The organism is uncultured Roseibium sp. (assembly GCF_947499295.1).
Lineage (GTDB): Bacteria > Pseudomonadota > Alphaproteobacteria > Rhizobiales > Stappiaceae > Roseibium.
Map to the genome: position 1 here is coordinate 95,580 of NZ_CANMNP010000017.1, position 24,849 is coordinate 120,428.

Here is a 24,849-nt window from a genome sequence, read left to right on the forward strand (position 1 = left end):
CTCACCTTCGGACTTTCGTTGCTGGTGACTGTTTTGCCAGTTTGATCAATTCGTAGAGACTGGCACGGGAGATCCCCAGGACTTCGGCGACATATTCCGAAGAGCCGCGGGCTGCGAAGATGTCGGCCTGGACAAGTCGCTCAACAATGACCAGTCGATTGGGGCGGCGGAGCTGGTTGAACGAGAGTTTCAATTCCTTGAGCGTGGAGGCGACGATCGAGTTGGTGACTTCGCGCCAGTCATTTTTGAGCAAGTTGGAACCGGTGTCCAAATGAAGCGAAGTGAGCGCTTCAAGTAAATCGCGCGCGGCTTCCAGTTCTGTCAGACGCAGATTGAGGCACAAGAGAGCGCTCGGCTGTCCATCCTCGTCCCGCAACAACGCTGACACCGAGCGTAGCCTTGCTCCGTCCGAATTCGACTTCAGATAGGGTCCGATCGTATCGTCTGGAAGCAGTTCGGACTGATAGTCCGCTGTCTCGACCAGACTGTCGTCACCTTCCTCTCGCGGCGAAAATCCGTTCTCGATTGCAGAAATTCTGCCTGACTTCAGGTCATGCAAGACGACCTCGACTTGCCCTGGGAAAAGAGCAGAAATCGCCTTGCAGATCGGAGTAAGTGTGTGCAGGTCGATCATTCAATTTTCATACCTAATGTCTGAAATTAGACATTTAGTCTGATATCGAATTTCCGTCAATGCTATCTGCCGTCGGCTCTGCAGTCAGTGTTCTGACATAGGCTCGCGACAGCTTGTGAGCGGCGCGTTCCGCAAAGTGTTCCATCCGTATGTCTTCAACGATTTGAGCGTCGTCCAGCACCAAAATACGGCTCGCCAGATGCCGTAATGGCGCAAGATCATGGCTTACAATCAGCATGGCCAGGCCAGTTTCCCGATGCAGCTTCTGCAACAACTCGATTGCCTGAACCCGCGTCGAAAAATCCAGCGCGGACAGAGGCTCGTCAAGGATCAGAACTTGGGGGTCAGCAGCTATTGCGCGCGCCAGGGCGACGCGCTGGCACTGCCCGCCCGACAGCGCATGTGGCCGACGCCCCTGCATGTCCGGTGTGACGCCCAGATCATTCAGATAAGCCGATGCACTGGATTTGCGCGAATTCGGCGAGCCGATGGAAAAGCCGTTCAACGCCTCCATAACAGCGCCATGTGCGGAAAGGTAAGGGCTCAATGATTGGACCGGATCCTGCCAAAGGTACTGCAATTGTCTGCGTGCTGTTCCTTTGCCTGGGACGATCGAGGCGCCGTTCAGTCTGATGTCGCCAGTTGAAGGCTTTTCAAGACCGACCAGGCATCGAGCCAGCGTCGACTTGCCTGCGCCCGACCGGCCGATCAATCCGACAACCTCACCCTGACCGACGGTCAGACCGATGTTTCGCAATATTGTGCGTCCATAATATCGTTTGGAAAAATCGGAAATGCTTAACAAGGACTTCGCAACCTGTTTGCTGCCTCCGCCAGCAGCCGGGCTGCTGGTGCGCCCGATTGGCCGAGCGTTTTTATAGAACCGTCTTCGACAATCTCGCCCGACTGCATGACCAGAACCCGGTCGGCAACCTCCTGCACGGCATGCAGGTCATGGCTTATAAAGAGCAAGGTTGCGCCGGTCTCGGTGACCGCATCATTCAGCGCGCTCAAAATGTCCAGCTCGGTCAGGATATCCAGACCCGTTGTCGGTTCGTCTGCGATCAGCACCGCAGGACGGAGGATCAGGGCCATCGCGATCAACACTCGCTGTTTCATCCCCCCCGATAGCTGGTAGGGGAACTGCCTCACCACATTAGGAGACAGGGCCAGCTTGTCCATCACCTTTGGGATCACTTCCCTGGCGAGCGCACCGGCGATCCGCGCGGCTTCTTCCAGCTGCGGACCGATGCGCCTTGCGGGCGTCAGTGCAGATGCCGGGCTTTGAAAGATCTGGAAGACATTCCGGCCACGATGACACCGCCAATGACTGGGACGCGCGCCACGCATACTGATGCCGTTCAGGTAGAGGTCGCCCGATGTCATGGACAGCGGTGGACGTAACAGTCCGCAGAGCATGGCGGCTGTCAGAGATTTGCCCGAGCCGCTTGCCCCGATCAAGCCAACACGTTCACCCTTGGCCAGGTCGAAGTTGAGCTTGTTCAAAAGGAACTGGCCCTGCGGTGTCGCGACTGTCAGGTTGCGCAAGGAGATCGCACTCACCACTGATATGGCCTCCGCTTGTCGAGGAGGTCACGCAAACCTTCGCCGACCAGGTTGAACGCAAGAACCGCGCACACAACTGCAAGACCAGGTGCGATCAGCATATGGGGGGCATGCGCAAAAAAAGGTCGTGCCTCGTTCAGCATGGCGCCCCATTCTGGCATGGGCGGCTGCGCGCCAATGCCTAAAAAACTGAGTGAGGACAATGCAAGGAGAACCGACGCAGTCTCCAGCGAGACAATTACGGCAAGCGGCGGCAGTATCTGCGGCAATACATGTCGAAATATGACCCGGCGACGAGACGCGCCGGCGAGATACGACGCTTTTACAAAGTCCCTTTCATTCGCCGACAACACGAGTGCGCGAATAAGTCGTGCATTTGAGGGCCACCAGGCAACGGCAACGCCTATGATCGACGCTTCCAGAGATGCGCCCATGAAGCCGATCACGGCCAATGCGAGCACAAGTGTTGGAAAGGCCATGACAATATCGGCGAGCCGCATCATCACCATATCCGTGCGTCCGCCTGCAAGACCTGAGATCAAACCCCAGGGAAGCGCTATGGCAAGGATCGCTGCCATTGTTTTCAGGGCCGCACCGAGTGAAACCGGAATCGCTGCCAGCAATCGTGACAGTAGATCGCGCCCGAGATGGTCCGTGCCCAGGAGATGTCTTTCGGATGGGCCCGCGAGCCGGGAAAGAAGGTCCATTTTTTCCGGAGGCGGTAAGTTCGATGTCCCGCCTGCCAGAGCCAGAATTGCGAAACCGAACAGCAGGAAAATACCGAAGGTCAATCCGATATGCCCTGGCACGATACTGCGAGTGAAACGGAGCCTTTGATGGACGGAGTTACTCATCTGCAAGCCCGCGTCTGAGCTGGGGGTCGGCGAGTACCAACACAATGTCGGCCAAGAAGGAAGTCACGAAAAAGACCAACCCCATAAGCACGAGATATCCCTGGATGATTGGAAAATCCCGCTGACTGATGGCTTGCAGGATCAACTGGCCAAGTCCGGGCCAGCTGAAGATGCTTTCAACGATCACCGCACCGCCCAAAAGCCAGCCCAGGGTGTTGGCCCAGACAGTGGTCATTGAACCAATGATCCTCGGACCGATATGACCCAACAGGATGCCAAAAGGGCTGACGCCCTTGGCAATCGCCAGGCGAACGTAGTCCTCGCAGGCTTCTGCGCGTACACGCTCATATACGAAACGTCCCATCGCGGCACCGGCACCAATGCTGAGCGTCAATGCTGGGAGGATCAGGTCAATTGCCGAACCGTCACCAACCAGTCTGGACCAGCCGAGATTGAGGACAAAGACGTGAATGAACAGGAGCGCAAGCCAAAACGGGGGAACCGAAACCAGCACAATCGAAAGTGCCCGCACGCAGTTGGCTGTAAACCGGTCGGCCATGACGGCCAGTGTTCCAAGCGCGAGCGAAATGCCCACCGCGCCAACAAGAGAGACCAGTGAGAGCATCAAGGTCGCAGGCATATGATGGCCAATCTCAGCGATCACGCTCCGGCCGGTTGCAACGGAGGTGCCGAAATCGAATTGCAAGGCACGCGCCAGCCAATGCGCATAGCGAATGAAAAATGGTTTATCGAGACCATAAGCGGCCTTGATCGCCGCGATGTCTTCGGGTTTGGGCACAATGCCCATGGCACGCAGCTCCATTTGCACCGGGTCTCCCGGTGCAAGCGCCACGATGGCGAATGCGACAAACGACATGCCCAGCAAGGTGGGCACTGTCACTGCCAGACGCGTAAGCAGAAATCTCAGCATGTCACAAGGGGGCGGCCGACTGACCGCCCTTTCGTGTTTCAATGATTGAAGCTGACATTGCCGTAGCCGATCCAGTCAGCATATTCCGACATCGGCACTGACACGCCCGGGCGGGACAGGGTGAAATTCGGTACCAAAAGGATCGGAATGCTAGAGGTGTGTTCGTCTACGATGGACTTGTAAGCCTGCCGCACCAGTTCAATGGCTTCCTTGCGGCTTGGTGCCACGCGTGAGGCTGTGGCCAGCTCATCCACATTGCCACCAGGCGATGTGACTGCGTAGCCCCAGGGGCTCATGGTCGTGAAGACATTGTAGAGCAGATAGGTGGGGTCGGTGTTGTTGTTGGAAGCAAATTCCAGATACATGTCTGCCTGACCCGGCCCAAAATAGGTGTCGTTATATACGCCGCTGTCGGCCACTTCGACGATTTCGGTATCGACACCAATGGCGGCAAACATCTGCTCCAGCATTTCCGGCATTGGTTTTACCGTTGAAACGTTGGGATAGGCAGCAACCATGCGAAGTTTGAGCTTGCGTCCGTCTTTTTCGCGAACACCATCATCGCCCACAACCCAGCCAGCTTCGTCAAGCATCTTACCGGCCTTTGACGGGTCATATGTAAAGCCATTGGCATGATCGTCTCCGAGATCAAACATCCATCCGGGCAGGATCGTCTTCGCAGCCTGGCCGCGTCCGCCATAAAGCACCTGAGCTATTGTTTCGCGGTCGATCGCCATAGCCAAAGCCTGACGAACACTGATATCGGTCGTGATGTCGAAAGGCGCTTTGCCAAGCATGTTGAACATGAGCGCCGCATAGCGGATCGGACGGCTTTCGTTCAGAACGACAGAGCCGTCCTGCGGCATTGACAACATCATTTGAGGTGTGACTTCGCCAATGACATCCACTTCGCCATTTTGCAACGCCAGCAGGCGGGCATTGTCATCGCCGATGAAAAGATAGGTGATCTTGTCAATCTTGGGTGCTTCCCCCCAGTAGTTGAGGTTCCGGGTGACCGTGATTTGTTTCTTCGGCTCGTAACTTTCCAAAATGTAGGGGCCGGTCCCGACCGGATATTCGGCCATCGCGTCGGTCGGCAGAAACAGCGATGCTCCCCGATGCGTCATGTTCTCGATCACCAGAGCTGATTCCACTTCGGAGCGGAACGAGATCAGATAGTCATCCAGCTTTTTGAAGCTGTTCTGATCAAGTTGCAGAAAATCGGATTTGTTCTGGTCGTACAGCTTGAGAGAAGCGATTGCGCTGTCGGCGTTGAACGGTGTGCCATCTGAAAACGTAACGCCGTCTTGCAGCGTCACCGTATAAGTGCCGTCGTTGTAATCCCAAGACTTGAACAGGAGCGGAGAGGGATTGAAATTTGCGTCCGGCTTGACCGCAGTTTCGGCAATCTGGGCTGCGGGCCGCCGTGTGGTGAAAGTGAACTTATCGGGCTTGACGCTGTAGCGGTCTGCTTTGACCGCGACCGTCAAATGTGTTTCAGCAACGGCATGCGTCGTGGCAGGCAGCGCGAGCAACCCCAGCGCGGCGAAGGAGGCCAAGATCTTGGATTTGGACATTGAAGTGTTCCATCTGAGTTGATTTTCAAAGTGTGAAATCAGCTCGCCGGGGGTGGCCCCCGGATTAGATGGGATTGCTGTGTCAACCGCCTGAGGGCAATGTTGGAGACGCTGAATAACGTGGTCGGGCCTGTGTCCACCAGTCCCAATGACACTGGTGGCGCGCCGTTAAGCAAAGCGGCGATTTGCGTGGCGAAGAAATCGCAGTCGACATCCGACTGTTCAACCGGAGTGCCGTCTGCCGACAAGGTGACGGTTTTCACGCCAGTGCCGGTGCAAATCTCGATCGTGATGGTGTCGCCATCGAACGAGAGCATGGTTCCTGGCGCACGCGCGACAGATGCAAAAAGCAACGAGAACGCAATCAACGTTCCCAAAATCGCCTTTGGCATCAGTCTCATTGGCATCTGTCTCCTAAACACCCGGCGACCTTTAACATAGCAAGAATTGCGACACTATACCCATTGTCCCTTAGGTTGAAGCGGTTAAGATCGGACCATGCTGCTTGCTCTTTCAAACTCAGTCTATCGTAGTCTCCTGCTGGCGCAGGTTTTGTCTGTTCTGGGCTCCGGCCTGGCGACAATTGCTCTTGGATTGTTGGCTTACGATCTTGCGGGCGCAAATGCCGGGGCGGTGCTGGGGACGGCACTCGCGCTCAAGATGGTCGCTTATGTCGGATTGGCACCGGTCGCTGCAGCCTTGGCGGAAAAACTTCCCCGCAAGCCTTTTCTGATCTCACTGGATTGCGCGCGTGCAGCGCTTGTGTTGACGCTGCCATTTGTCACACAGATCTGGCAGGTCTACGTTCTGATTTTCGCTTTTCAGGCTATGTCGGCCGCCTTTACACCTAGTTTTCAAGCGCTGATTCCTGATGTCCTGAAAGATGAAAAGGCGTATACGCAGGCGCTTTCCCTGTCGCGGTTGACTTACGATATTGAAGCCCTGGTCAGTCCGATGCTGGCGGGCCTTCTTTTGACTGCAGTCACATTTCACAGCCTCTTTGCCGGTACTGCTCTGGGGTTTGCAGCGTCAGCGTTGCTGGTGGCCGGAGCATCCCTGCCTGCAAGAGCTGCAAGCGCCAACGCAGCGCCATTTGTCAAGCGGGTTACGCGTGGTCTTTGGATCTATCTTGCCACGCCGCGGCTTCGCGGAATGCTGGCGCTCTATATTGCGGTCGCTTCAGCGACCTCCATGGTGATCGTCAACACTGTTGTGGTGGTCAAATCCGAATTCGGCTTCGGCGACGGCATGGTTGCGATCTTCTTTGCAGCGAGTGGCACCGGTTCGATGCTTGTCGCTGTGCTGTTGCCACGGCTCCTGGAGCATCAAGCACCGCGGCCGATTATGCTCGCTGGTGCGCTCCTGCTCAGCGTCGCCTTGATGCTTTCTGCAATCGGGTCCGAACCCGTCACAGCACTCTTGTTGTGGTTCGTGCTGGGAGCAGGCGCGTCAATGATCCAGACACCGTCGGGTCTTGTCATAACCCGCTCCTGTCACGATCAGGATCGTCCGGCGGTTTTCGCTGCACAATTTGCTCTGTCGCATTCGACCTGGTTGATAGCCTATCCATTGGCCGGCTTTGTCGGCGCATGGCAGGGTCTTTCCGCAGCGTTTGCTCTTATGGCGGCATTGTCTGTTTTTTCATTCGGGCTAGCGATGGCGCTTTGGCCGGCACGCGACCCGAGCGATCTGGAGCACGAACATGACGAACTGGAGCATAGCCACGACTTGCAGGACGGCCTGCATCACGAGCCTGGCATGGCGGTTTCCGGGGCCTTGCATCGCCATCGGCGCATAAGACACAAGCACGTTTTCATAATTGACGACCATCATCCAATCTGGCCGCGAGGATAGTGCGTGGAACGAACCTATCCTGCGCCAGGGATCAAATGACACACGTGCTTGAGCCTTACTGTTCGCCATTGGCACATCCAAGCTGCAGGCCAAGGTTACAGTGAGCCTTCAACCGTTCCGTTTCGTCTGCTGACCAGCCTTCCGGTGCCGTTACCTCTACCCAGGGGGCAACATAGTCTTGTGCATAGTAAGCGTGGCCATGACCCGGAGGGGCTCCGAAGGACAGGGCCATGTCCAGTGCGAGCTGAAATTGTGTGACGATCGGAATGAAGGTCAGGTGATCCGATACATCTTCGGCCGGAGGGTCATTCATCCAGGGTGGTGCGCGCCAAAGGGAAAGCGGATCATAAAACACGATGGGATCGCTGGAATATTGCAGGAAGACGATGCGCATTCCGTTCCAGTCGGCTTCAGCTTTGGAGGCATCCGCGTAGTGGGAGGCATATCTGACAACAGACCCATCGCCGATGATTGGCAGAACCCAGGGACTGCCTGGTTGACGCGATGTCTGGACGTAGTGCCAAAGATCGGACGGAAACGGAGGACCTGCCCAAAAGGCCCCATCAATCGGATCATCGATAAGACGAAAAAGATTGGTCGCATACATGGATGACCAGGCGCCGAGGCTGAGACCGTGAGCATAGAGCCTGGGGCGCTGATCTTCGGGGAGTGTTTTCCAGTAGCTATGAACCACTTCCAGGAGTGCCGTGGCCTGATCGAGCCCGGTGCGCGTTTCGAGGATCAACGCAAGGGGTGACTGCAAATAGGAGTATTGCGCGCTGACAGTCGCTATGTCGCCATGGTGCATGTATTCCACCGGGTCATGAGACCCTGGATCCATCCAGCCTGTGCCTGTGGGGCTGGTGACGATCAGCACCTTGCGGTCAAATGCCTTGAGCCTCTTGAGTTCCGCGAGTGCAAGCTCCGCGCGCTCTTCCGGGGTTTCGCCATCGGCCCTGCCGACATAGACCCTGATGGGGTCCAGGGCAGGTTTTCCGGTAAAGGCTGAAATAGCGTCAGCATCCGGCCCGCTGGTGACGAAATCCCGGCCTGGCTGGCCCATAGCCGCCCAGTCGACCAAGGATGCAGCAGACCCTGCCTGGTTCGGTCTGTCTGGTGGGGGCGGTGCCGTATCGAAGAGGTTCTGCGCAGTTTCATAGCTTTCATCAAGCCCGCTGACGACAACATCAAGAATGCCGTCACGGGTGCCAATGAACAGGATCACGACAACAGTGACTGCACCGAGTACATTGGCGCGCCGTGGTGGCATAAAACGGTAGAAACGGCCTCTGATCCATCGAAAAAGTGTCGCAATGATTGCACCAATGACATAGGCCCCCGCAAAGGTCAGTGCGGCGGAGATCAGAATTGTCGCCACGTGCTGTGCTTCGGCCGGCTCCAGCCCCATCTTGCTCCGAAGACCGTTTTGCCATTCCAGGCTGAACGTCAAGATCCAGGCGGTGAGACCAACGGCGACAATAATCAGCACACTGTTGCGCAGACGTGCGAATTGCCGGGGCAGTCGTGGCATATCCGCTGCCCACCAGATCAGGCCAATTGTTTTTCCGAGCAGGTATCCAAGGGCGATAACAATGCCGCCGAGAATGCCCTGGACAAGGGCATCGCGGGGGATGAGCGACGGGGTCAACGAAGCGGCAAAAAACAGCAAGCCGAGCATCAGGCACGGAATTGACAATCCGGTTACCAGTGAGCGAATCCAATGCACCGCACTTATCCTCGCGCGTTCGTTGTCGGACCAGGCAAACCCGCACACCAGCCTCGCTTACCCAATGATCGCACCGGCTCTTGGCCGGTGCAGCTATCGGGATGATTGAAGCTGTCGCGTCCGTTCGCGAAGTCTAGCTCAGGTTGCGCAAAATGTAAGGGGTGTGTCGCGGTTCGGGCCTGTCAGCTCGAACCTTCGTTGGCATTGGGAAAAAACAGCTGCTGACCGTCAATCTCGAAGTCGGCGATTGATTGCTGACCCTCGCGGGACAGGAGCCAGTTGATGAAGACTTGCCCCAATTCCGCTTTCACATGAGGGTGTTTTTTTGGATTTACCAGGATGACACCATACTGATTGAACAGCCTGGCATCTCCTTCAACGGCAATCCCGTGATCGCCTTTGTTGCCAAAGGCAATCCAGGTCGCACGATCAGTCAGCACATAGGCGTTCATTCCGGTGCCGGTGTTCAGTGTTGCGCCCATTCCAGACCCGGTCTCACGATACCAGCTTCCTGAATCTTCAGAAGGATCGATCCCGGCAGCTTTCCAAAGCCTGAGTTCGGCCTTGTGGGTCCCGCTGTCATCGCCTCTTGAAGCAAAAAGTGACTTGCTTTCGGCAATCTTTGCAAGTGCGGTCACCACGTCTCGGGACCCGGCAATCCCGGCCGGATCGTCACTTGGGCCGACAATGACAAAGTCGTTGTACATCACGTCAGCGCGGGCAACACCGAAACCGTCTGCCACGAACTTTTCTTCAGAAGGTTTTGAATGCACCAGCAGGACATCACCGTCGCCATTGGCCGCGTTCTTGATGGCTTGGCCCGTGCCGACCGCGACAACCCGGACTTCAATGCCGGTCTTTTCCTGAAATTTTGGCAGAAGCTGATCGAAAAGTCCCGAGTTCTGTGTCGACGTCGTTGATTGCACGATGATGAATTTCTCGTCGCCTGCAGCCGGCAAAGTCGCAAGCATTCCAACAATCATTGTTGCCAGGACGCCCTGAAAGATCCTTCTAATCACGTTCTTCTCCCGGATTTGTCCGACATGGTTTCGATGTTGGCGCCAAGATAGATGCGCCCGTCGCGCCAGGCGCGGACGGGTTCGCTTTTCGGTGCGCTCAGGACCTGTTGAACGTCGCCGGTTTCGGCTATTTTGCCGTCCTGAAGGAAAACCAGATCTTCACCGATGCGTTTGGCCTGGCCGGCGTCATGGGTGACCATAACAATTGTCACGCCACTGGAATTGGCCTCCAAAACCAGCTGCTCGATGGCGGCAGTCGAAGCCGGATCTAGGTTCGCTGTGGGCTCATCCAGGAATAACAGGTCGGGTTCGCAGGCAAGAGCGCGCACGACTGCCAGGCGCTGCTGTTCACCACCCGACAGTACCCTGGCAGGCCGCTTTGCCAAATGGCTGAGGCCTGCAACTGCCAAAGCTTGTTCGATCTTTTCTGATCTGTTGCGGCCTCTCAGTCCTCGGACGGAGAGGGCAAACTTGAGATTGGCGAAGACAGATCTGCGCAAGAGCACAGGGCGCTGGAACACCATCGCCTGCGAGCGCCTTGCTTCCGCCGTGAGCCTGGCGCCGTTCCACAGAACGTTGCCGGTTTCTGGTCGCAGCAATCCGTGCATGAGCCGCAAGAGAAGGCTTTTTCCAGCCCCGTTAGGACCCATGATCAAAGTGCGCGAGCCCGGCCGTACCTCAAGGCTGACATCCCAGAGCAGTCGAGCCCCTCCAGCTGAAAAACTCAAGCCTTTCGTTTCCAGAAGCGGCTGTTGCAGGCAAGGGGGCGCAATGCTGCCGGCTGCGGAATGAAACTCCAGGTCACGCATAGGCAGCCCTCACGGCGGAAGCGCGCAAGGCCATAACACATGCGTTCACGGCAAAGGCAATCACAAGTAGAATGACACCAAGCGCCAAGGCGAGCTGCAGGTTGCCGCGCGATGTTTCCAGCGCAATCGTCGTCGTCATTACACGGGTGACGTGGTTGATGTTTCCGCCGACAATGATCACTGCACCCACTTCCGCCACCGCCCGGCCAAAGCCTGCCAGCGCAACCGTCATCAGGCTGTAGCGCGCATCCCAAAGCATTGCGGTCAGGCGATCGAAAGCGCCAACACCCATTGAAGCGAATTGCTCCGCATATTCGCGGTTGAGATCTTCAACGACCTGCCGGGTAAGCGCGGCAACAATCGGTGTTACCAGGATCATTTGAGCAATGATCATTGCAGTTGGTGTATAGAGCAATCTGAGGGGAGCCAGAGGTCCGGAGGCCGAAAGCATCAGGTAGACCATCAGTCCGACGACCACAGGAGGCAACCCCATGAGCGCATTGAGAAAGACGGCGATCAGCGTGCGTCCGGGGAAATTGAATGTGCCGACGGCAGCCCCGAGCGGCAGGCCGATCAGGCATGAAAAGAAGACAGCCGTAAGAGTGACCCGTATCGACAGGCCGATTATCTCCATCAGGTCCGGATCAAGTGCGAAAACAAGGCCGACTGCCCCTGCAAGCGCACCCCAGAAACTGTCCATTCTTGTGTTATTCCTCCCGGTCTATGGGAAAAAATAACGTAAAATGCATAAAAATCCAACTCAAAGTCCGCTTGAGTTGAAAAAATATGCCACTTGAGCATTGAAAATTCCCCGCTCAGAGGTTGATCGACGCCCCGGCAGGGACTTTCGGGGTGAAAATGTGCGTCGAAGACACCTGGGGGTCTGATATCGCAACAGCCGCTGCTTTTCATGTTGCGGCAGCAACACTGCCCGGCTCGATCATGATTGCGTGTGATCTGTCGAGTTAGGTCACTCTACGTCTTGACCCGGAAGCGCCAAGCCGCAACAACGGTCGACTTGCACCGGCGCAAGGACCGGGGTTCGGCGTTTGGCCAAATGCAGACGCCCTGGGTGATCCTGTTCTTTCCCTTGCCGCATAATTGAAATCTGGCCGAAGGAGGCCACACCATGAAGACCTCTATTTCTCAAAAAGACTGGACAGATCGTGCCGCCAAAGTGTTGCCGGCGGCCGGGTTCGGCAACTTCGAACCTGGCATCGTTATTCGCGAAGCCAAGGGATCGCGTGTCTGGGACGAGGACGGTGCTGAATTCATCGATTATCTGATTGGCTCAGGTCCAATGTTGCTTGGTCACGGACATCCTGAAGTGCTGGAGGCGGTCGAAGAACAACTCGCAAAGGGCCTGACCTTCTTCACCAACAACGCACGCGGCATTGAATTGGCCGAAGTGCTGGTAGACGCCGTGCCGTGTGCGGACCAGATCCGATATGTGTCGACCGGTGGAGAGGCCGATATGTACGCCATGAGGCTTGCCCGGGCTCACACGGGGCGGGACAAGATCCTGAAGTTTGAAGGCGGTTATCACGGCATGTCGGCGGAGGCGCTGATGAGCCTGTCGCCGAAAACTCTGGTCAATTTTCCGCAGGCTGTATCCGATACGGCTGGAACACCGGAAAGCGTGCGCGACGACATGCTGATCGCGCCGTTCAACGATGCGGAGTTTGCCCGGCAGTTGATTGCAGAGCATGCTGACGACATTGCCTGTGTGATCGTTGAACCTTTGCAACGGCTTATCCCGCCGGAGCCGGGCTTTCTGGAAACGCTTCGCGAAGAAACCGAAAAGCACGGTATCATTTTGGTATTCGATGAGGTTGTCACCGGATTCCGGCTTGCTTATGGCGGCGCTCAGGAAGCTTATGGGGTTGTTCCGGACCTCTGCACGCTAGGCAAGGTGATCGGCGGTGGCTTCCCCCTGGCAGCTGTTGCCGGGAAGAAGGAAATCATGGACCATTTCGACAGATCAATTGTCGGCGACAAGGCGTTCACCTTCCAGATTGGCACGCTCAGTGGCAATCCGGTTGCAAGTGTCGCCGGACTGAAGACACTGGAAATTCTTAAACGTCCAGGGGCCTATGAGATCCTCAAGCAGCATGGTGAGCGATTGATGACTGCGCTTGCCAATGCGCTGGACGGACAGGGTGTTGCGCATCAAATCGTTGGCGACCCTGTGCTGTTCGACGTAGTATTCACCGATGCGCCGGTAAAGAATTACCGTGACGTTCTGAAAGGCGATGCAATGAAGGCGAAAGTCTTCAATCAAAGCATGCGGTCAAGCGGAATTCTAAAGCCGGACAGCAAACTCTATACGCATCTGGCCTTGACGGAAGCCGATCTGGTTCAGACAGAGGCGGCGATGGAGACTGCGGCACGAGCACTGGTGGCCTAACCTGATTCAGCATAGTATCCGGCCTTGCACATCGACCGTTCGTCTCAAGCTGACTTGGCTGCGTGCGTGGCCGTATAAGTCCGGACCTGAGAAAGGCCGTCGAAAGCACGGAGCCCGGCGAGATGTCCAAACGCTGCATCAGTACCGTCTTTGGTTTTGTCCTGCTTGCAGCCTTTGGTGTTTTCTGTGTCTTGCCAACAAGTTCGACTGCGGCCACGCAGGAGGATGCTGACGCGTCAGTGGAAGATCTCGTCGAACTGAGAAACAAGATCGGCCAGATGATAATGGTCGGCTTTCTGGGAGACAGTCCAAAGGCCGACGGATTTCAGAAGGTCAGGCAGCAACTTCAATCAGGTACCATTGGCGGTGTCCTCTATCTTGGTCGAAATCTTCGAAATCAGGAAACCGTTCGTCGGATGAATGGCGAGCTTCGAGCAGCAAGTCCTTCCCGTTTGCCAGTGCTGATCGCCATTGATCAGGAAGGGGGTGTTGTCCAGCGCCTCAAACGCCACCACGGATTTCCGCACACATTGTCTGCAAAACAGATAGCGAGGCAGTCAAGTCTGGCCGATGTCGCCGAAATTTATGGTGTGCTTGCCGGTGGGCTTGCTGAATGGGGTTTCACCCTTAACCTCGGCCCCGTTGTGGATGTGGATGTCAATCCGCGCAATCCGATCATTGGTCGCCTTGGCCGTTCCTATTCCCGTGATCCGGAGCGCGTTGCTGCCTATGGCGGAGCATTTGTCGAGGCGCACCGCAAGCATGGTGTCCTGACAGCGTTGAAGCATTTTCCGGGCCACGGCTCGAGCAGACGGGACAGTCACAAGGGAGCGGTTGATGTTTCACGAAGCTGGTCGGAAAAGGAAATTGAGCCGTTTCGCAAGCTGATCGTTGAGGACCGTGCAGACATCATCATGACTGCCCATGTCATAAATCGAAAACTGCAAGGGAAGGGCGAAAGAGGTCCGGTTTCGCTTTCGAAAGGCGTCTTGTCCAGGGTCTTGCGTGAAGACCTCGGATTTGGCGGTGTCATCATGTCGGACGATTTGCAAATGGATGCTATTCGCCGAAACCATTCCTTGAAAGATGCCATCGTCAAGGCAGTTGCCGCAGGAACGGATATTATTCTGTTTGCCAACGACAAACGACCGGACCCGAACATCCCCGCAAAAGTGGCTGACATTCTGGTCGAGGCATCAGCAAAAGATCCGGAATTGGCCCAAATGATCGCTGCTGCCCATGACAGAATTGTTGCCCTTAAAGCCCGGCTCGGCAGCGTGCCCAAAGTAGCGCTCGCGTCCTCCGGCGATCTTGAGGCGTGGCTTTCGGAAATTGCACCGGACCCGGACCGCTGTACTTTGGAATACGTTCAGTAAAGCCAGCGCGGAAGCCAGGTTGCAATGATCGGGAAGAGCCAGAGGATCGCGACGGCAACAATCTGCAATGCGATGAACGGAACCACACCGCGATAAATCTGACCCGTCGTGATCTCCTTTGGTGCCGCACCGCGCAGATAGAAGAGCGAAAAACCGAAGGGTGGTGTCAGGAACGAGGTTTGCAGATTGATCGCGATCAGCACGGTCAACCAGATCGGGTCAATCCCCATCAGGATGAGAGGCGGGATCAGAACCGGCAACAGGATCACCGAGATTTCGACGAAATCCAGAAAGAAACCGAGCACGAACACAAAGAGCATCGCGAAAATCAGTGCGCCGGTTGGGCCCCCCGGCATTTCATTCAGCAGTGCATGAACGCGATCCTCGCCGCCCAGGCCGACAAAGACGAGCGAGAAGAAACTTGCCATCAAGATAGTGGCAAAAATCATCGACGTGACGGTTAATGTCGACAGGAGCGAGGCTTTCAAAAGCCCGTCTGAAAATGCAGCCTTCAGAATGCGCAAGACAACGCCGAGGGCAAAGAGCGCCAATCCTGCATAGAGTGCGGCAAGCACATACCCGCCGATGGACGTGTCGGACCGTTGCAGACGGACGGGAAGCAGCGAGGCGGCAACAGCAAGGACAAGCAACGCCCCGGTTGCCATTACGATCAGTCTTACTGAAATGCGAAGTCTGCGACCTGCAAGAAGGATAGCGCCGATGGCGCCAACGGACGCTGCTTCGTTCGGGGACGCGATGCCGCCGAGAATGGATCCGAGCACGGCGACGATAAGCAGGATCGGTGGAACCACAGCTCCTGCGATTTCGGCTGAGGAAGGCGGGGCGACATGTTCCTTCATGGCCGGAGCGTCCTTGGGAAAAAGGGCGGCCCGGCCGATAATGTAGGCACAATAGACAGCAACCAACAGCAGGCCCGGCACCATGGCAGCAGCAAAGGTCTGACCGACAGAGATCGTCTCGATGGTGAATTTGCCTTGCGCGTATTGTGCCTGTTGGAACGCATTCGACATAACATCCGCAAGGATGATCAGCAGTGTCGAGGGTGGAATGATCTGTCCAAGCGTTCCGGCTGTGCAGACCATGCCGGAAGCCAGTTTCGGGTCATAGCCGTTGCGCAGCATGGTCGGCAGCGCGATCAGTCCCATGGCGACAACGGTTGCACCAACAATGCCGGTGGAGGCTGCCAGCAATGCCCCAACCAGAACGACCGAGACGCCGAGACCGCCGTTCATCTTGCCGAAAAGCCGCCCCATGGTTTCCAGCAGGTCCTCTGCGATGCGGCTCTTTTCCAGGATGACACCCATCAGCACGAACAGCGGGATTGCAGTCAGTACCGGATTGGTCAGAACGCCGAAGAAGCGCTGGCCCATCGCGCCCATCAGCTGAATGTTGAAGTCGCCGAGAAACCAGCCGAGCAATGCGAAACCAGTGGCAACGCCTGCTATTGTGAACGCCACCGGATAACCGAGCAGGATGAAGGCGATCAGGGCGCCGAACATGATCAGATCGAGCGGCAGGCTCATGCGTTTGCACCCTTCAGCTTTTGAAGATCGCGCAAAAACGCGGCCAATCCCTGAATGAGGAGCAAGATGCAGTAAGCGGGAATGAGCGATTTCAGCAGGAAGGAGGCAGGTATCCCGCCGACGGATATCGCACCCTCCAGAATGGCCCAACTTCCGCGCACAGTCGGCCAGGAGAACCAGATCAGGACGATCAGGGCCGGGGCCAGCAGAAAGAGATGACCGAACAGATCAATCCAGGCCTGACGGCGTTCATCGAGCTTGGCGTAGAAGATGTCGACCCGCACATGCGCATTGACGAGAAAGGTATAGCCGGCCCCAAGCATGAAAATGGAGGCATGGAAATAGAGCACACCTTCGTCCAGAAAAATGTAGCTGAAGCCGAAGACGTATCGCAGCAGAACGATGACGAACTGTAAAAGCAGCATGCCGAGCGCGGCCCAGCATAATATGTGGCCGATGACAGAATTGACGCGCTCAAGCGTCCCCGCCAGTTTGTCCATCGCGGTCGACCTGCCTCTTTCATTTGGTTGGGGTCTTGCTTTTCCAAGCTTGAATTAGGACGCGAAGTCTCACCGATTGTCACCCTTCATTTTTGAAACAACGGGCATGTTGTTCTCAAAGACGGGCCTTTGAAAATGAACCGGTCACGCCGGCGGGAAAGAGTGCTCTTTTCCGCCGATGTGCTTATTGCCACGTCAGTCGTAGCTGTAGTCCATGACGCGGGCGTTCATCTGGCCGTTATCTGCATAGGGCATGTAGTCGCGCATCAGTTTGCGATAGTCCAGGAAGCTTTCGGTGATCCGAACAACAAGCTCATCGTCGCTTGCGCGCAGGTCAGCAATCACTTCACCAGCTGCATTCCCCATCGCGACGATCACCTCGTCCGGCAATTTGCGCACCATCACGCCGTGATCATTGACCAACTGGGTCAACGCTTGCGCATGCTTGGTATTGTATTCCGTCAGGACGTCGTTGTAGAGGCTGGCGCACGCACGGGCGACGGCTTCCTTCAGGTCGTCTGGCAGCTCGTTGTAAGCATCCAGATTGACGGCACATTCTTCTGCAGATGAGGGCTCGCCGACACCCGGCCAGTAGTAGTTCTTGGCAATCTGGTAGTATCCAAGAGCACTGTCCGTCCATGGTCCGATAAATTCACCGGCATCAAGAGCGCCGGATTGCAGCGCCTGGAACATTGCGGGGCCGCTCATCGCCTGAACAGCCATTCCCATCTTGGAGCACATCTCGGAGGCCAATCCCGTGGAGCGGAATTTCAAACCCTTCAGATCGTCAACGCTGTTGATTTCAGTGCGGTACCAGCCAGCCCATTGCGGTCCGGAGTTTCCGCACAGGAACGGTTTCAGATTGAACCGTGCATAAATCTCGTCATAGAGGGATTGGCCGCCACCATGGATCAGCCAGCCAGCCTGTTCCGGAGCCGTCAGGCCGAAGGGCTGTGAACCGAACAAAAGGATGCCTTTGGATTTTGAACCCCAATAGGCCGGAACCGCGTGGTAAAGTTCAGCTGTTCCCTGACCGACAGCGTCGAACACTCCGTTGCCTGGAACGATCTCACCGGCAGCAAAAAGTTTGACCTCGATCTTGCCGCTGGAAAGGGCCGTAATGCGGTCCGCCAGCATCTGTGCAGCGACGCCCGGACCTGGAAGGTTTTTGGGCCATGCAGTGACCATGCGCCATTGGCGAACGTCTTGCGCAATTGCGGGTGCCGCCAGGGTCGAGGCCGCAACGGCGGCGGTGCCCGTAGCGCCTGCTTTCAGAAAATCACGTCTTTTCATCGTATTATCCCTCGTTCACAGGTAATGGTTCGGAGCCTCCAGCCGTGCGTTTTATGATCCCAGAATAGCCGGTAGGTTAAGCCCCTGTTCTTTCGCGCAATCGAGCGCGATCTCGTAGCCGGCGTCGGCGTGACGCATCACGCCTGTTGCCGGGTCATTCCAGAGCACCCTTTCGATGCGTCGGTCCGCATCCTCGGTGCCGTCGCAGCAGATCACCATGCCGGAGTGCTGCGAGAATCCCATTCCAACGCCGCCGCCGTGATGAAGCGACACCCAGGTCGCCCCCGATGCCGTGTTGAGCAAGGCGTTGAGAAGTGGCCAATCCGAAACGGCGTCCGAACCATCCTTCATGGCCTCGGTTTCCCGGTTCGGGGATGCCACCGAACCGCTGTCCAGATGATCCCTGCCGATGACCACCGGAGCTTTCAGTTCGCCGGTGCGGACCATTTCGTTGAAGGCAAGGCCCAGTCTGTGACGCTGGCCAAGTCCAACCCAGCAAATGCGGGCAGGAAGTCCCTGGAACGCTATGCGTTCTCTTGCCATGTCGAGCCAGTTGTGCAGATGCGGATCGTCCGGGATCAGTTCCTTCACCTTGGCGTCGGTCTTGTAGATGTCCTCCGGGTCTCCGGAGAGGGCACACCAGCGAAAGGGGCCGATGCCGCGGCAGAAAAGCGGCCGGATATAAGCCGGCACGAAGCCTGGAAAGGCAAAGGCATTTTCCAGGCCCTCTTCAAGCGCCACTTGTCGAATGTTGTTGCCGTAGTCGAGTGTCGGAACCCCGGCATTCCAGAAGTCGACCATTGCTGCGACGTGCACTTTCATGGAGGCGCGAGCCGCTCTTTCCACTGCCTTTGGATCGGATTCGGCTTTCGCCCGCCATTCGGCGACCGTCCAGCCCTGTGGCAGGTAGCCATTGACCGGGTCGTGCGCGGAAGTCTGGTCGGTGACGATATCCGGTTTGACACCGCGCCTGACCAGTTCGGCAAAGACATCCGCAGCATTGGCGATCAAGGCGACCGATTTGGCTTCGCCCGCCTTTGTCCAACGGGTAATCAAGTCCAAAGCCTCGTCCAGAGAGTGCGTCTTTTCATCGACATACCCTGTGCGCAGGCGGAAGTCGGCGCTCTTTTCGTCGCACTCGACGGCAAGGCAACATGCTCCGGCCATGACCGCTGCAAGCGGCTGGGCACCGCCCATGCCGCCAAGGCCGCCGGTCAGGATCCAACGTCCTGTTAGGTCGCCCTCATAGTGCTGCCTACCGGCCTCCATGAAGGTTTCATAGGTGCCCTGAACAATTCCTTGCGTGCCGATATAGATCCACGACCCAGCAGTCATCTGGCCGTACATGGCCAGGCCCTTCTTGTCGAGCTCGTGAAAGTGATCCCAATTGGCCCAATTGGGCACAAGGTTGGAATTCGCGATCAGGACGCGGGGCGCATCCTTATGGGTCTTGAAAACGCCAACCGGTTTGCCGGATTGCACCAAGAGCGTTTCGTCGTCATTCAGGCTCTTTAATCCCGCGACGATACGATCAAAATCCTCCCAGGTTCGCGCTGCCCTGCCGATGCCGCCATAGACCACCAGTTCATGAGGATTTTCAGCCACGTCCGGGTGAAGGTTGTTCATCAGCATGCGTAGCGGCGCTTCGGTCAGCCATGACTTTGCATTCAGATCTGTGCCGGTCGGAGGGTAGACGTCGCGGGCGTTGTGGCGACGATCGATCATTGTTCGCTCCCAGGTATTTCGGATTTTTTGTTGAGGGTCGGTGCGACGTTTTCAAGTGCACTCAGTATTCTCTTCAAAGGGCCTCGCAGCCGATCTGCCTTCTCTTCATCAAAGGCAAAGGGCAGGTCTTCACTTGCCAGGTGCGTCCTTTGGGCGAGTTCCATCTGTATGGCGTGGACGCCGTCGCCTGGATGCCCGTAGTAGCGGGTGGTCCAGCCACCCTTGAAACGGCCATTGAGGACGGAGGTGTATCCTTCGGCGGTTTCAGTGTGGCTGACGACGGCTGCCTCGACAGCCTGGGCACAGGTGGAACCATTGTTTGTGCCGGTGTTGAAGTCGGGCAGTCTCCCGTCAAAGAGAAACGGAACGACAGACCGGATCGAATGGCAGTCAAAAAGAATGGCGACACCGTGCAAGGCCTTCACCCGATTGATTTCGGCTTCAAGGGCTGCGTGGTAAGGGGCATGCCAGGCAAGTCGTCGGGCTTCGATCTCTGCCGCGTCCGGTTCTTGGCCCTTGTCATAAATGGGACGTCCGTCGAAATCGGTCGTCGGGCAAAGACTTGTCGTATTTTGCCCCGGATAGAGAGAGACGCCTGTCGGATCCCGATTGGCGTCGATGACATAGCGGTGAAAACCCGCTTTCACCATGGTTGCGCTTGAAAGAAGCCCTTCGTACAGGCGATCGACATGCCAGTCCGTGTCGGCGAGCTGCAGTCCGGTCTTGTTCAGGCGAACTCGGATGTCGTCCGGCACGAAAGTACCGGCGTGGGGTACACCCAGCACAATGGGACCGTCGCCACGGATGACCTCAACCGGCTGCATGGGTATCTCCAAGGCTGATCAGGTGACCTGGTGCAAGAACGGATGCGAGCGCGCGCGACCGCACAAGTTCAGCGGCAGTTTCAAGGTCGGGTGCCATATAACGGTCGGCGTGAAGGGGCGGAACATCTTCCCGAAGCCTTGCAAGGACGGATTGCAAAGCTGCACTTGTCTTGAGAGGCGCCCGGTGTTCAACGCCTTCTGCCGCGCAAAGCAATTCCACGCCAAGTATCTGTGCCAGGTTTGTATTCATGCGTGCAAGCCGCATTGCACCGTGAGCGGCCATCGAGACATGGTCTTCCTGGTTGGCGCTGGTCGGCGTTGAATCCGTTGAACATGGGTTCGCCAGATGTTTGTTCTCGCTCATCAAGGCGGCAGTGGTGACTTCGGCGATCATCATCCCGGAGTTCAGGCCCGGGTCTTTTGCGAGAAACGGAGGAAGATCGAAGGAAAGGCTGGGGTCGACCATCAGGGCGACGCGGCGCTGGGCGATGGCGCCCAGTTCGGCAATCGCCAGCGCGATCTGGTCGGCGGCAAAGGCGACCGGTTCTGCATGAAAGTTTCCTCCGGACACAATCCGATCCGCATCGATCAACACCAGCGGGTTGTCCGTCGCTGCATTGGCTTCAATCTCAAGAGTTCTTCCTGCCATGCGCAAGAGATCGACGCACGCACCGGCAACCTGAGGCTGGCAGCGGATGCAATAGGGGTCCTGAACACGCTGGTCGCCTTCGCGATGACTGTCACGTATTTCAGAGCCTTCCATGATCGTGCGCATGGAGTGCGCGACCTCGATCTGACCGCGATGACCGCGCAGTTGATGGATCTCCGGCAGGAGGGGCGCTGTCGATCCCATGATGGCATCGGTGGACAGGCTGGCGGTCAGGAGTGTTGCCTCGGCGAGCCGCCAGGCCTCGAAGAGCCCGGACAAGGCACAGGCCGTTGAAAACTGAGTGCCGTTGATCAGGCCAAGGCCTTCTTTGGGGCCGAGTACGACTGGTGTCAGTCCGGCGCTTTCAAGCGCTTCACCGCCTGGCATCCTGTTGCCCGAATAGACAGCCTCGCCTTCGCCAATCAGAACTGCGGTCATGTGGGCAAGCGGGGCAAGGTCGCCGGATGCACCGACGGACCCCTGAGACGGGATGACGGGAGTTATGCCTTTTTCAAGGCAATCCTCAATCAGTCCAAGCACTTCGAAACGCACACCCGAAGCGCCGCGCCCCAGCGACAACAGTTTCAAAACCATCATCAAGCGGGTGGTCGCACGGTCAAGCGCGTCACCAACTCCGCAGCAATGGGACAGGATCAGGTTGCGTTGCAGCGTTGCGGTGTCTTCCGGCGCAATCTTGACGCTGGCCAATTTGCCGAAACCGGTGTTGACGCCATAAACGGCGTCACTGCCCGTGGCGGCCTTGGCGATCCGCCCGGCGGCTTCATCGATTGCCGGTTTGGCACTTCGGTCGACGAGCACCGCTGTTTCATCCCTGAAAACCGCTTCCAGGTCAGATAGCGTCACGTTGCCGGGGGTCAGGGTAAGAGTGCTCATTCAGAGCCTCCGAAAATGCGTTTCTGGAGTGAATTGAAGCCGATCCGGTAAGAAAGCTCGGCCGGATGGTCGACATCCCAGATAGCAAGATCAGCGCGCATGCCTGCCTTGAGGCAACCCTGGTCTTCAAGGTTCAGCGCTCTGGCGGCTTCACGTGTGACACCGGCAAGAGCTTCTTCCGGTGTCATGCGGAACAGTGTACAGCCCATGTTCATTGTGGTCAGCAACGAGGCGAGAGGCGAAGACCCCGGATTGCAATCCGTTGCCAGGGCGATCGGCACGCCAGCCTGGCGCAACAATTCAAGCGGAGGCAATTGCGTTTCGCGTAATGTATAGAAGGCCCCTGGCAAAAGCACGGCAACCGAGCCACTTGTTCCGAGCGCCTGAACGCCCGCTTCATCCAAAAATTCCAGATGATCGGCCGAGAGTGCGCCATAGGATGCGGCAAGTGCCGTTCCACCGAGATTGGAAAGCTGCTCGGCGTGAAGTTTGACCGGAAGACCGAGCTCCTTGGCCTTGTTGAAAACTCTTGCAATCTGCTCGGGAGAAAAGGCAATGCTTTCGCAAAAGCCGTCGACGGCGTCTACGAGGTTTTCCGACTTAGCCTCTTCCAGCGTGGGCAGGCAAATCTCTTCCAGATACGCGTCAGACCGCTCTTTGTATTCAGCCGGTATGGCATGTGCACCAAGAAAACTGGTGCGTATGTGGATCGGTCTTTTTTTGGAAATGCTGCGAGCTGTCCGCAGCATGCGCAGTTCCGTTTCGCGGTCGAGACCGTAACCCGACTTGACTTCGATTGCCGTTACGCCTTCGCGGATCAGCGCGTCAACCCGCGTCAGGGCAGATGCAAGAAGTTCTTCTTCGCTTGCTTCCCTGGTTGCCGACACGGTTGAAACAATGCCGCCGCCCGCGCGCGCGATTTCCTCGTAGCTTGCACCTTGAAGCCGCATTTCAAATTCGCGTGCGCGGTTGCCGCCGAATACGACATGTGTGTGGCAGTCGATGAGCCCGGGAGTGACCAACCGGCCATCAAGATCTTCCGAAGGAAGCTCTCTGTCATCTGTCGATAGGTCCTGATCGCGGCCAGCAAATGCGAGCCGGTCTCCATCGATCACCAGAGCACCCTGTTCGACAAGTCCATAGGCCGCACCGTTGGCGGTAAAGGTCGCGAGCTTGGCGTTGGTCAGAAGGCGTCTGGACAAGGCCCATCCTCGGCTTGATTAGATTGTGCTATTCGATAATATGCATGCACATATTAAGGTGTCAACGAAGGAAAGCGACATGGCGACCAACTCGGCAACAGAAGTTTTTGCAGAGCAGGCGCTGCTGCCGTCCGGTTGGTCAGAAAATGTTGTGGTGAGCCTTGGTGAGGACGGAAAAATCAAGGACGTGGTGACTGGTGCAAACCCGATCGGACTACGGGTTGCAGTCCTTTTACCGGCACCCGTAAACCTCCACAGTCATGCCTTCCAGCGGGCCATGGCGGGAATGAGTGAACGGCGTGGAACAGAACAGCGCGACAGTTTCTGGACCTGGCGCCAGATCATGTTTCGTTTTCTTGATGCATTGACGCCTGACGATGTCGAAGCGATTGCGGCCTTTGTCCAGATGGAAATGCTGGAAGCAGGATATGCCGCCGTCGGAGAATTCCATTATTTGCATCATCAGCGGGGAGGTGTCCCATACGACAATCCGGCCGAGCTTTCAGACAGGATTATCTCGGCCGCCGCAAACACTGGTATTGGTCTGACACATTTGCCTGTGCTTTATCAGCATGGCGGCTGTGATCGCCGCGCGCTCGCCGCGGGCCAGATCCGTTTTGGAAATGATCTTCAAAGCTTCGAGAAGCTTTATGAAAAAGCCGCAAAGTCACTCAAGGCATTGCCGGGTGATGCAGCAATCGGCATTGCGCCGCATTCCTTGAGAGCCGTAGACGAAGACGGTTTGCAGGCGGTTGTAAATCTGGCAGGTGACAAGCCGCTTCACATGCATCTGGCTGAGCAAGTTCCAGAAGTGGAAGAGGTCCTCGCGGCCAAGGGAGCGCGCCCGGTGGAATGGTTGCTGAAAAACCATGATGTCGAACCGAACTGGTGTCTGATCCACTGTACTCAGATGACACAGGAAGAGACGAGCGCTCTGGCATCGACCGGTGCTATCGCAGGGCTTTGCCCCATTACGGAGTCCAGCCTCGGCGACGGTATCTTCGATGGTGTCCGGTATTTGGCGCAGGGTGGCCGCTTTGGGTTCGGTTCAGATTCCAACCTCCGGATTTCCCTTTCGGAAGAGCTGCGGACGTTCGAATACTCTCAACGTTTGAGAGACCAGAGCCGGGCAACAGTTGCAACAGCAGAAATGTCGACTGGGCGGGTGCTCTATGAGGGGGCGGCCGAAGGCGGTGCTCAGGCGGCAGGTCGAAACGCAGGCTCAATCGCGGTGGGAAGGCTTGCGGATCTTGTCGCACTCAACGGGAATGCCATCGATCTTGACGGACGCAAGGGCGACGAGATCCTGGATACTTTTGTCTTTGCAGGTGACGATCGTATGGTTTCGGAGGTCTGGTCGGCCGGACGGCATGTTGTTTCGAGTGGAAAGCATGTAAAAGGCGAGGCCATCCGCACAAAATTCCGGGCCACAATGGCTGCGTTGCGCGATCGACTATAACTGGAA

The 24,849-nt window shown here is 56.8% G+C and carries 22 protein-coding genes; 4 read left to right on the plus strand and 18 right to left on the minus strand.

Annotated features, from left to right (window positions below; translation table 11 throughout):
* Nucleotide 1: 1 nt before the first annotated feature.
* Genes Q0835_RS23010 through Q0835_RS23040 form a run of 7 tightly spaced genes read right to left on the minus strand, consistent with a single transcriptional unit; the run spans nt 2 to nt 5,963 of the window.
* Entirely contained in the window at nt 2-634 is a 633-nt protein-coding gene (locus Q0835_RS23010) for a PAS domain-containing protein (protein WP_298964653.1), read from the minus strand.
* A 34-nt stretch (nt 635-668) separates the two neighbouring features.
* On the minus strand, nt 669-1,391 hold the full coding sequence (locus tag Q0835_RS23015) for an ATP-binding cassette domain-containing protein (RefSeq protein ID WP_298964656.1): 723 nt from the start codon (nt 1,389-1,391) through the stop codon (nt 669-671).
* 41 nt (nt 1,392-1,432) lie between these two features.
* The gene (locus Q0835_RS23020) at nt 1,433-2,197 is read right to left on the minus strand and encodes a dipeptide/oligopeptide/nickel ABC transporter ATP-binding protein (RefSeq protein WP_298964658.1); all 765 of its coding nucleotides are present in this window, start codon (nt 2,195-2,197) and stop codon (nt 1,433-1,435) included.
* Nucleotides 2,194-3,054, minus strand: coding sequence for an ABC transporter permease subunit (locus tag Q0835_RS23025; RefSeq protein WP_298964660.1), 861 nt, complete (start codon nt 3,052-3,054; stop codon nt 2,194-2,196). The genes Q0835_RS23020 and Q0835_RS23025 overlap by 4 nt, the downstream gene beginning before the upstream one ends.
* Entirely contained in the window at nt 3,047-3,985 is a 939-nt protein-coding gene (locus Q0835_RS23030) for an ABC transporter permease (protein ID WP_298964661.1), read from the minus strand. Before Q0835_RS23030 ends, Q0835_RS23025 begins: the two co-directional genes overlap by 8 nt.
* Before the next feature lie 38 nt (nt 3,986-4,023).
* Complete coding sequence (locus Q0835_RS23035) at nt 4,024-5,562, minus strand: ABC transporter substrate-binding protein (RefSeq protein WP_298964663.1); 1,539 nt, start codon at nt 5,560-5,562, stop codon at nt 4,024-4,026.
* A 38-nt stretch (nt 5,563-5,600) separates the two neighbouring features.
* Nucleotides 5,601-5,963 carry a hypothetical protein gene (locus Q0835_RS23040; RefSeq protein ID WP_298822020.1) on the minus strand — a complete coding sequence of 121 codons (363 nt, stop codon included), beginning with the start codon at nt 5,961-5,963 and terminating at the stop codon, nt 5,601-5,603.
* Nucleotides 5,964-6,060: 97 nt separating this feature from the next.
* Here Q0835_RS23040 and Q0835_RS23045 point away from each other — a divergent pair, with 97 nt between their 5' ends.
* Nucleotides 6,061-7,416, plus strand: coding sequence for an MFS transporter (locus Q0835_RS23045; protein WP_298964665.1), 1,356 nt, complete (start codon nt 6,061-6,063; stop codon nt 7,414-7,416).
* A gap of 55 nt (nt 7,417-7,471) precedes the next feature.
* Here Q0835_RS23045 and Q0835_RS23050 read toward each other — a convergent pair whose 3' ends face one another.
* The 4 genes from Q0835_RS23050 to Q0835_RS23065 all read right to left on the minus strand — a co-directional run bounded on the left by Q0835_RS23050 (nt 7,472) and on the right by Q0835_RS23065 (nt 11,670).
* The gene (locus tag Q0835_RS23050; RefSeq protein WP_298822018.1) at nt 7,472-9,142 is read right to left on the minus strand and encodes an alpha/beta-hydrolase family protein; all 1,671 of its coding nucleotides are present in this window, start codon (nt 9,140-9,142) and stop codon (nt 7,472-7,474) included.
* Between the two features lie 182 nt (nt 9,143-9,324).
* Nucleotides 9,325-10,125 (minus strand): extracellular solute-binding protein, encoded by an 801-nt coding sequence (locus Q0835_RS23055; protein ID WP_298964761.1) that lies wholly within the window; start codon nt 10,123-10,125, stop codon nt 9,325-9,327.
* A 32-nt stretch (nt 10,126-10,157) separates the two neighbouring features.
* Entirely contained in the window at nt 10,158-10,970 is an 813-nt protein-coding gene (locus Q0835_RS23060) for an ATP-binding cassette domain-containing protein (protein WP_298964667.1), read from the minus strand.
* Nucleotides 10,963-11,670, minus strand: coding sequence for an ABC transporter permease (locus Q0835_RS23065; RefSeq protein ID WP_298822016.1), 708 nt, complete (start codon nt 11,668-11,670; stop codon nt 10,963-10,965). Before Q0835_RS23065 ends, Q0835_RS23060 begins: the two co-directional genes overlap by 8 nt.
* A gap of 429 nt (nt 11,671-12,099) precedes the next feature.
* On the opposite strand from Q0835_RS23065, the gene Q0835_RS23070 reads away from it, so the two are divergent.
* Both Q0835_RS23070 and Q0835_RS23075 read left to right on the plus strand, forming a co-directional pair.
* Nucleotides 12,100-13,377 carry an aminotransferase class III-fold pyridoxal phosphate-dependent enzyme gene (locus tag Q0835_RS23070; protein WP_298964669.1) on the plus strand — a complete coding sequence of 426 codons (1,278 nt, stop codon included), beginning with the start codon at nt 12,100-12,102 and terminating at the stop codon, nt 13,375-13,377.
* 122 nt (nt 13,378-13,499) lie between these two features.
* Nucleotides 13,500-14,753 carry a glycoside hydrolase family 3 N-terminal domain-containing protein gene (locus Q0835_RS23075; RefSeq protein WP_298964672.1) on the plus strand — a complete coding sequence of 418 codons (1,254 nt, stop codon included), beginning with the start codon at nt 13,500-13,502 and terminating at the stop codon, nt 14,751-14,753.
* Here the strand turns inward: Q0835_RS23075 and Q0835_RS23080 are convergent.
* The 7 genes from Q0835_RS23080 to hutI form a co-directional block, all read right to left on the minus strand.
* A complete protein-coding gene (locus tag Q0835_RS23080) occupies nt 14,747-16,297 on the minus strand; it encodes a TRAP transporter large permease subunit (protein ID WP_298964675.1) in 1,551 nt (516 codons plus the stop codon). The two genes, Q0835_RS23075 and Q0835_RS23080, sit on opposite strands and share 7 nt — an antisense overlap.
* Complete coding sequence (locus tag Q0835_RS23085) at nt 16,294-16,797, minus strand: TRAP transporter small permease subunit (protein WP_298822012.1); 504 nt, start codon at nt 16,795-16,797, stop codon at nt 16,294-16,296. Before Q0835_RS23085 ends, Q0835_RS23080 begins: the two co-directional genes overlap by 4 nt.
* 195 nt (nt 16,798-16,992) lie before the next feature.
* Nucleotides 16,993-18,090 carry a TRAP transporter substrate-binding protein gene (locus tag Q0835_RS23090; RefSeq protein ID WP_298822011.1) on the minus strand — a complete coding sequence of 366 codons (1,098 nt, stop codon included), beginning with the start codon at nt 18,088-18,090 and terminating at the stop codon, nt 16,993-16,995.
* Nucleotides 18,091-18,141: 51 nt separating this feature from the next.
* Nucleotides 18,142-19,815 carry a urocanate hydratase gene (hutU, locus tag Q0835_RS23095; protein ID WP_298964678.1) on the minus strand — a complete coding sequence of 558 codons (1,674 nt, stop codon included), beginning with the start codon at nt 19,813-19,815 and terminating at the stop codon, nt 18,142-18,144.
* Nucleotides 19,812-20,639: an N-formylglutamate deformylase gene (gene hutG / locus Q0835_RS23100; protein WP_298964681.1), complete on the minus strand. Its 828-nt coding sequence runs from the start codon at nt 20,637-20,639 to the stop codon at nt 19,812-19,814. The genes hutU and hutG overlap by 4 nt, the downstream gene beginning before the upstream one ends.
* The gene (gene hutH / locus Q0835_RS23105; protein ID WP_298964684.1) at nt 20,626-22,182 is read right to left on the minus strand and encodes a histidine ammonia-lyase; all 1,557 of its coding nucleotides are present in this window, start codon (nt 22,180-22,182) and stop codon (nt 20,626-20,628) included. The genes hutG and hutH overlap by 14 nt, the downstream gene beginning before the upstream one ends.
* Nucleotides 22,179-23,384, minus strand: a complete 1,206-nt coding sequence (gene hutI, locus Q0835_RS23110) for an imidazolonepropionase (protein WP_298964687.1) — start codon at nt 23,382-23,384, stop codon at nt 22,179-22,181. The genes hutH and hutI overlap by 4 nt, the downstream gene beginning before the upstream one ends.
* 79 nt (nt 23,385-23,463) lie before the next feature.
* Between hutI and Q0835_RS23115 the strand changes: the two genes are divergently transcribed.
* The gene (locus Q0835_RS23115) at nt 23,464-24,843 is read left to right on the plus strand and encodes a formimidoylglutamate deiminase (protein ID WP_298964689.1); all 1,380 of its coding nucleotides are present in this window, start codon (nt 23,464-23,466) and stop codon (nt 24,841-24,843) included.
* Nucleotides 24,844-24,849: the final 6 nt, after the last annotated feature.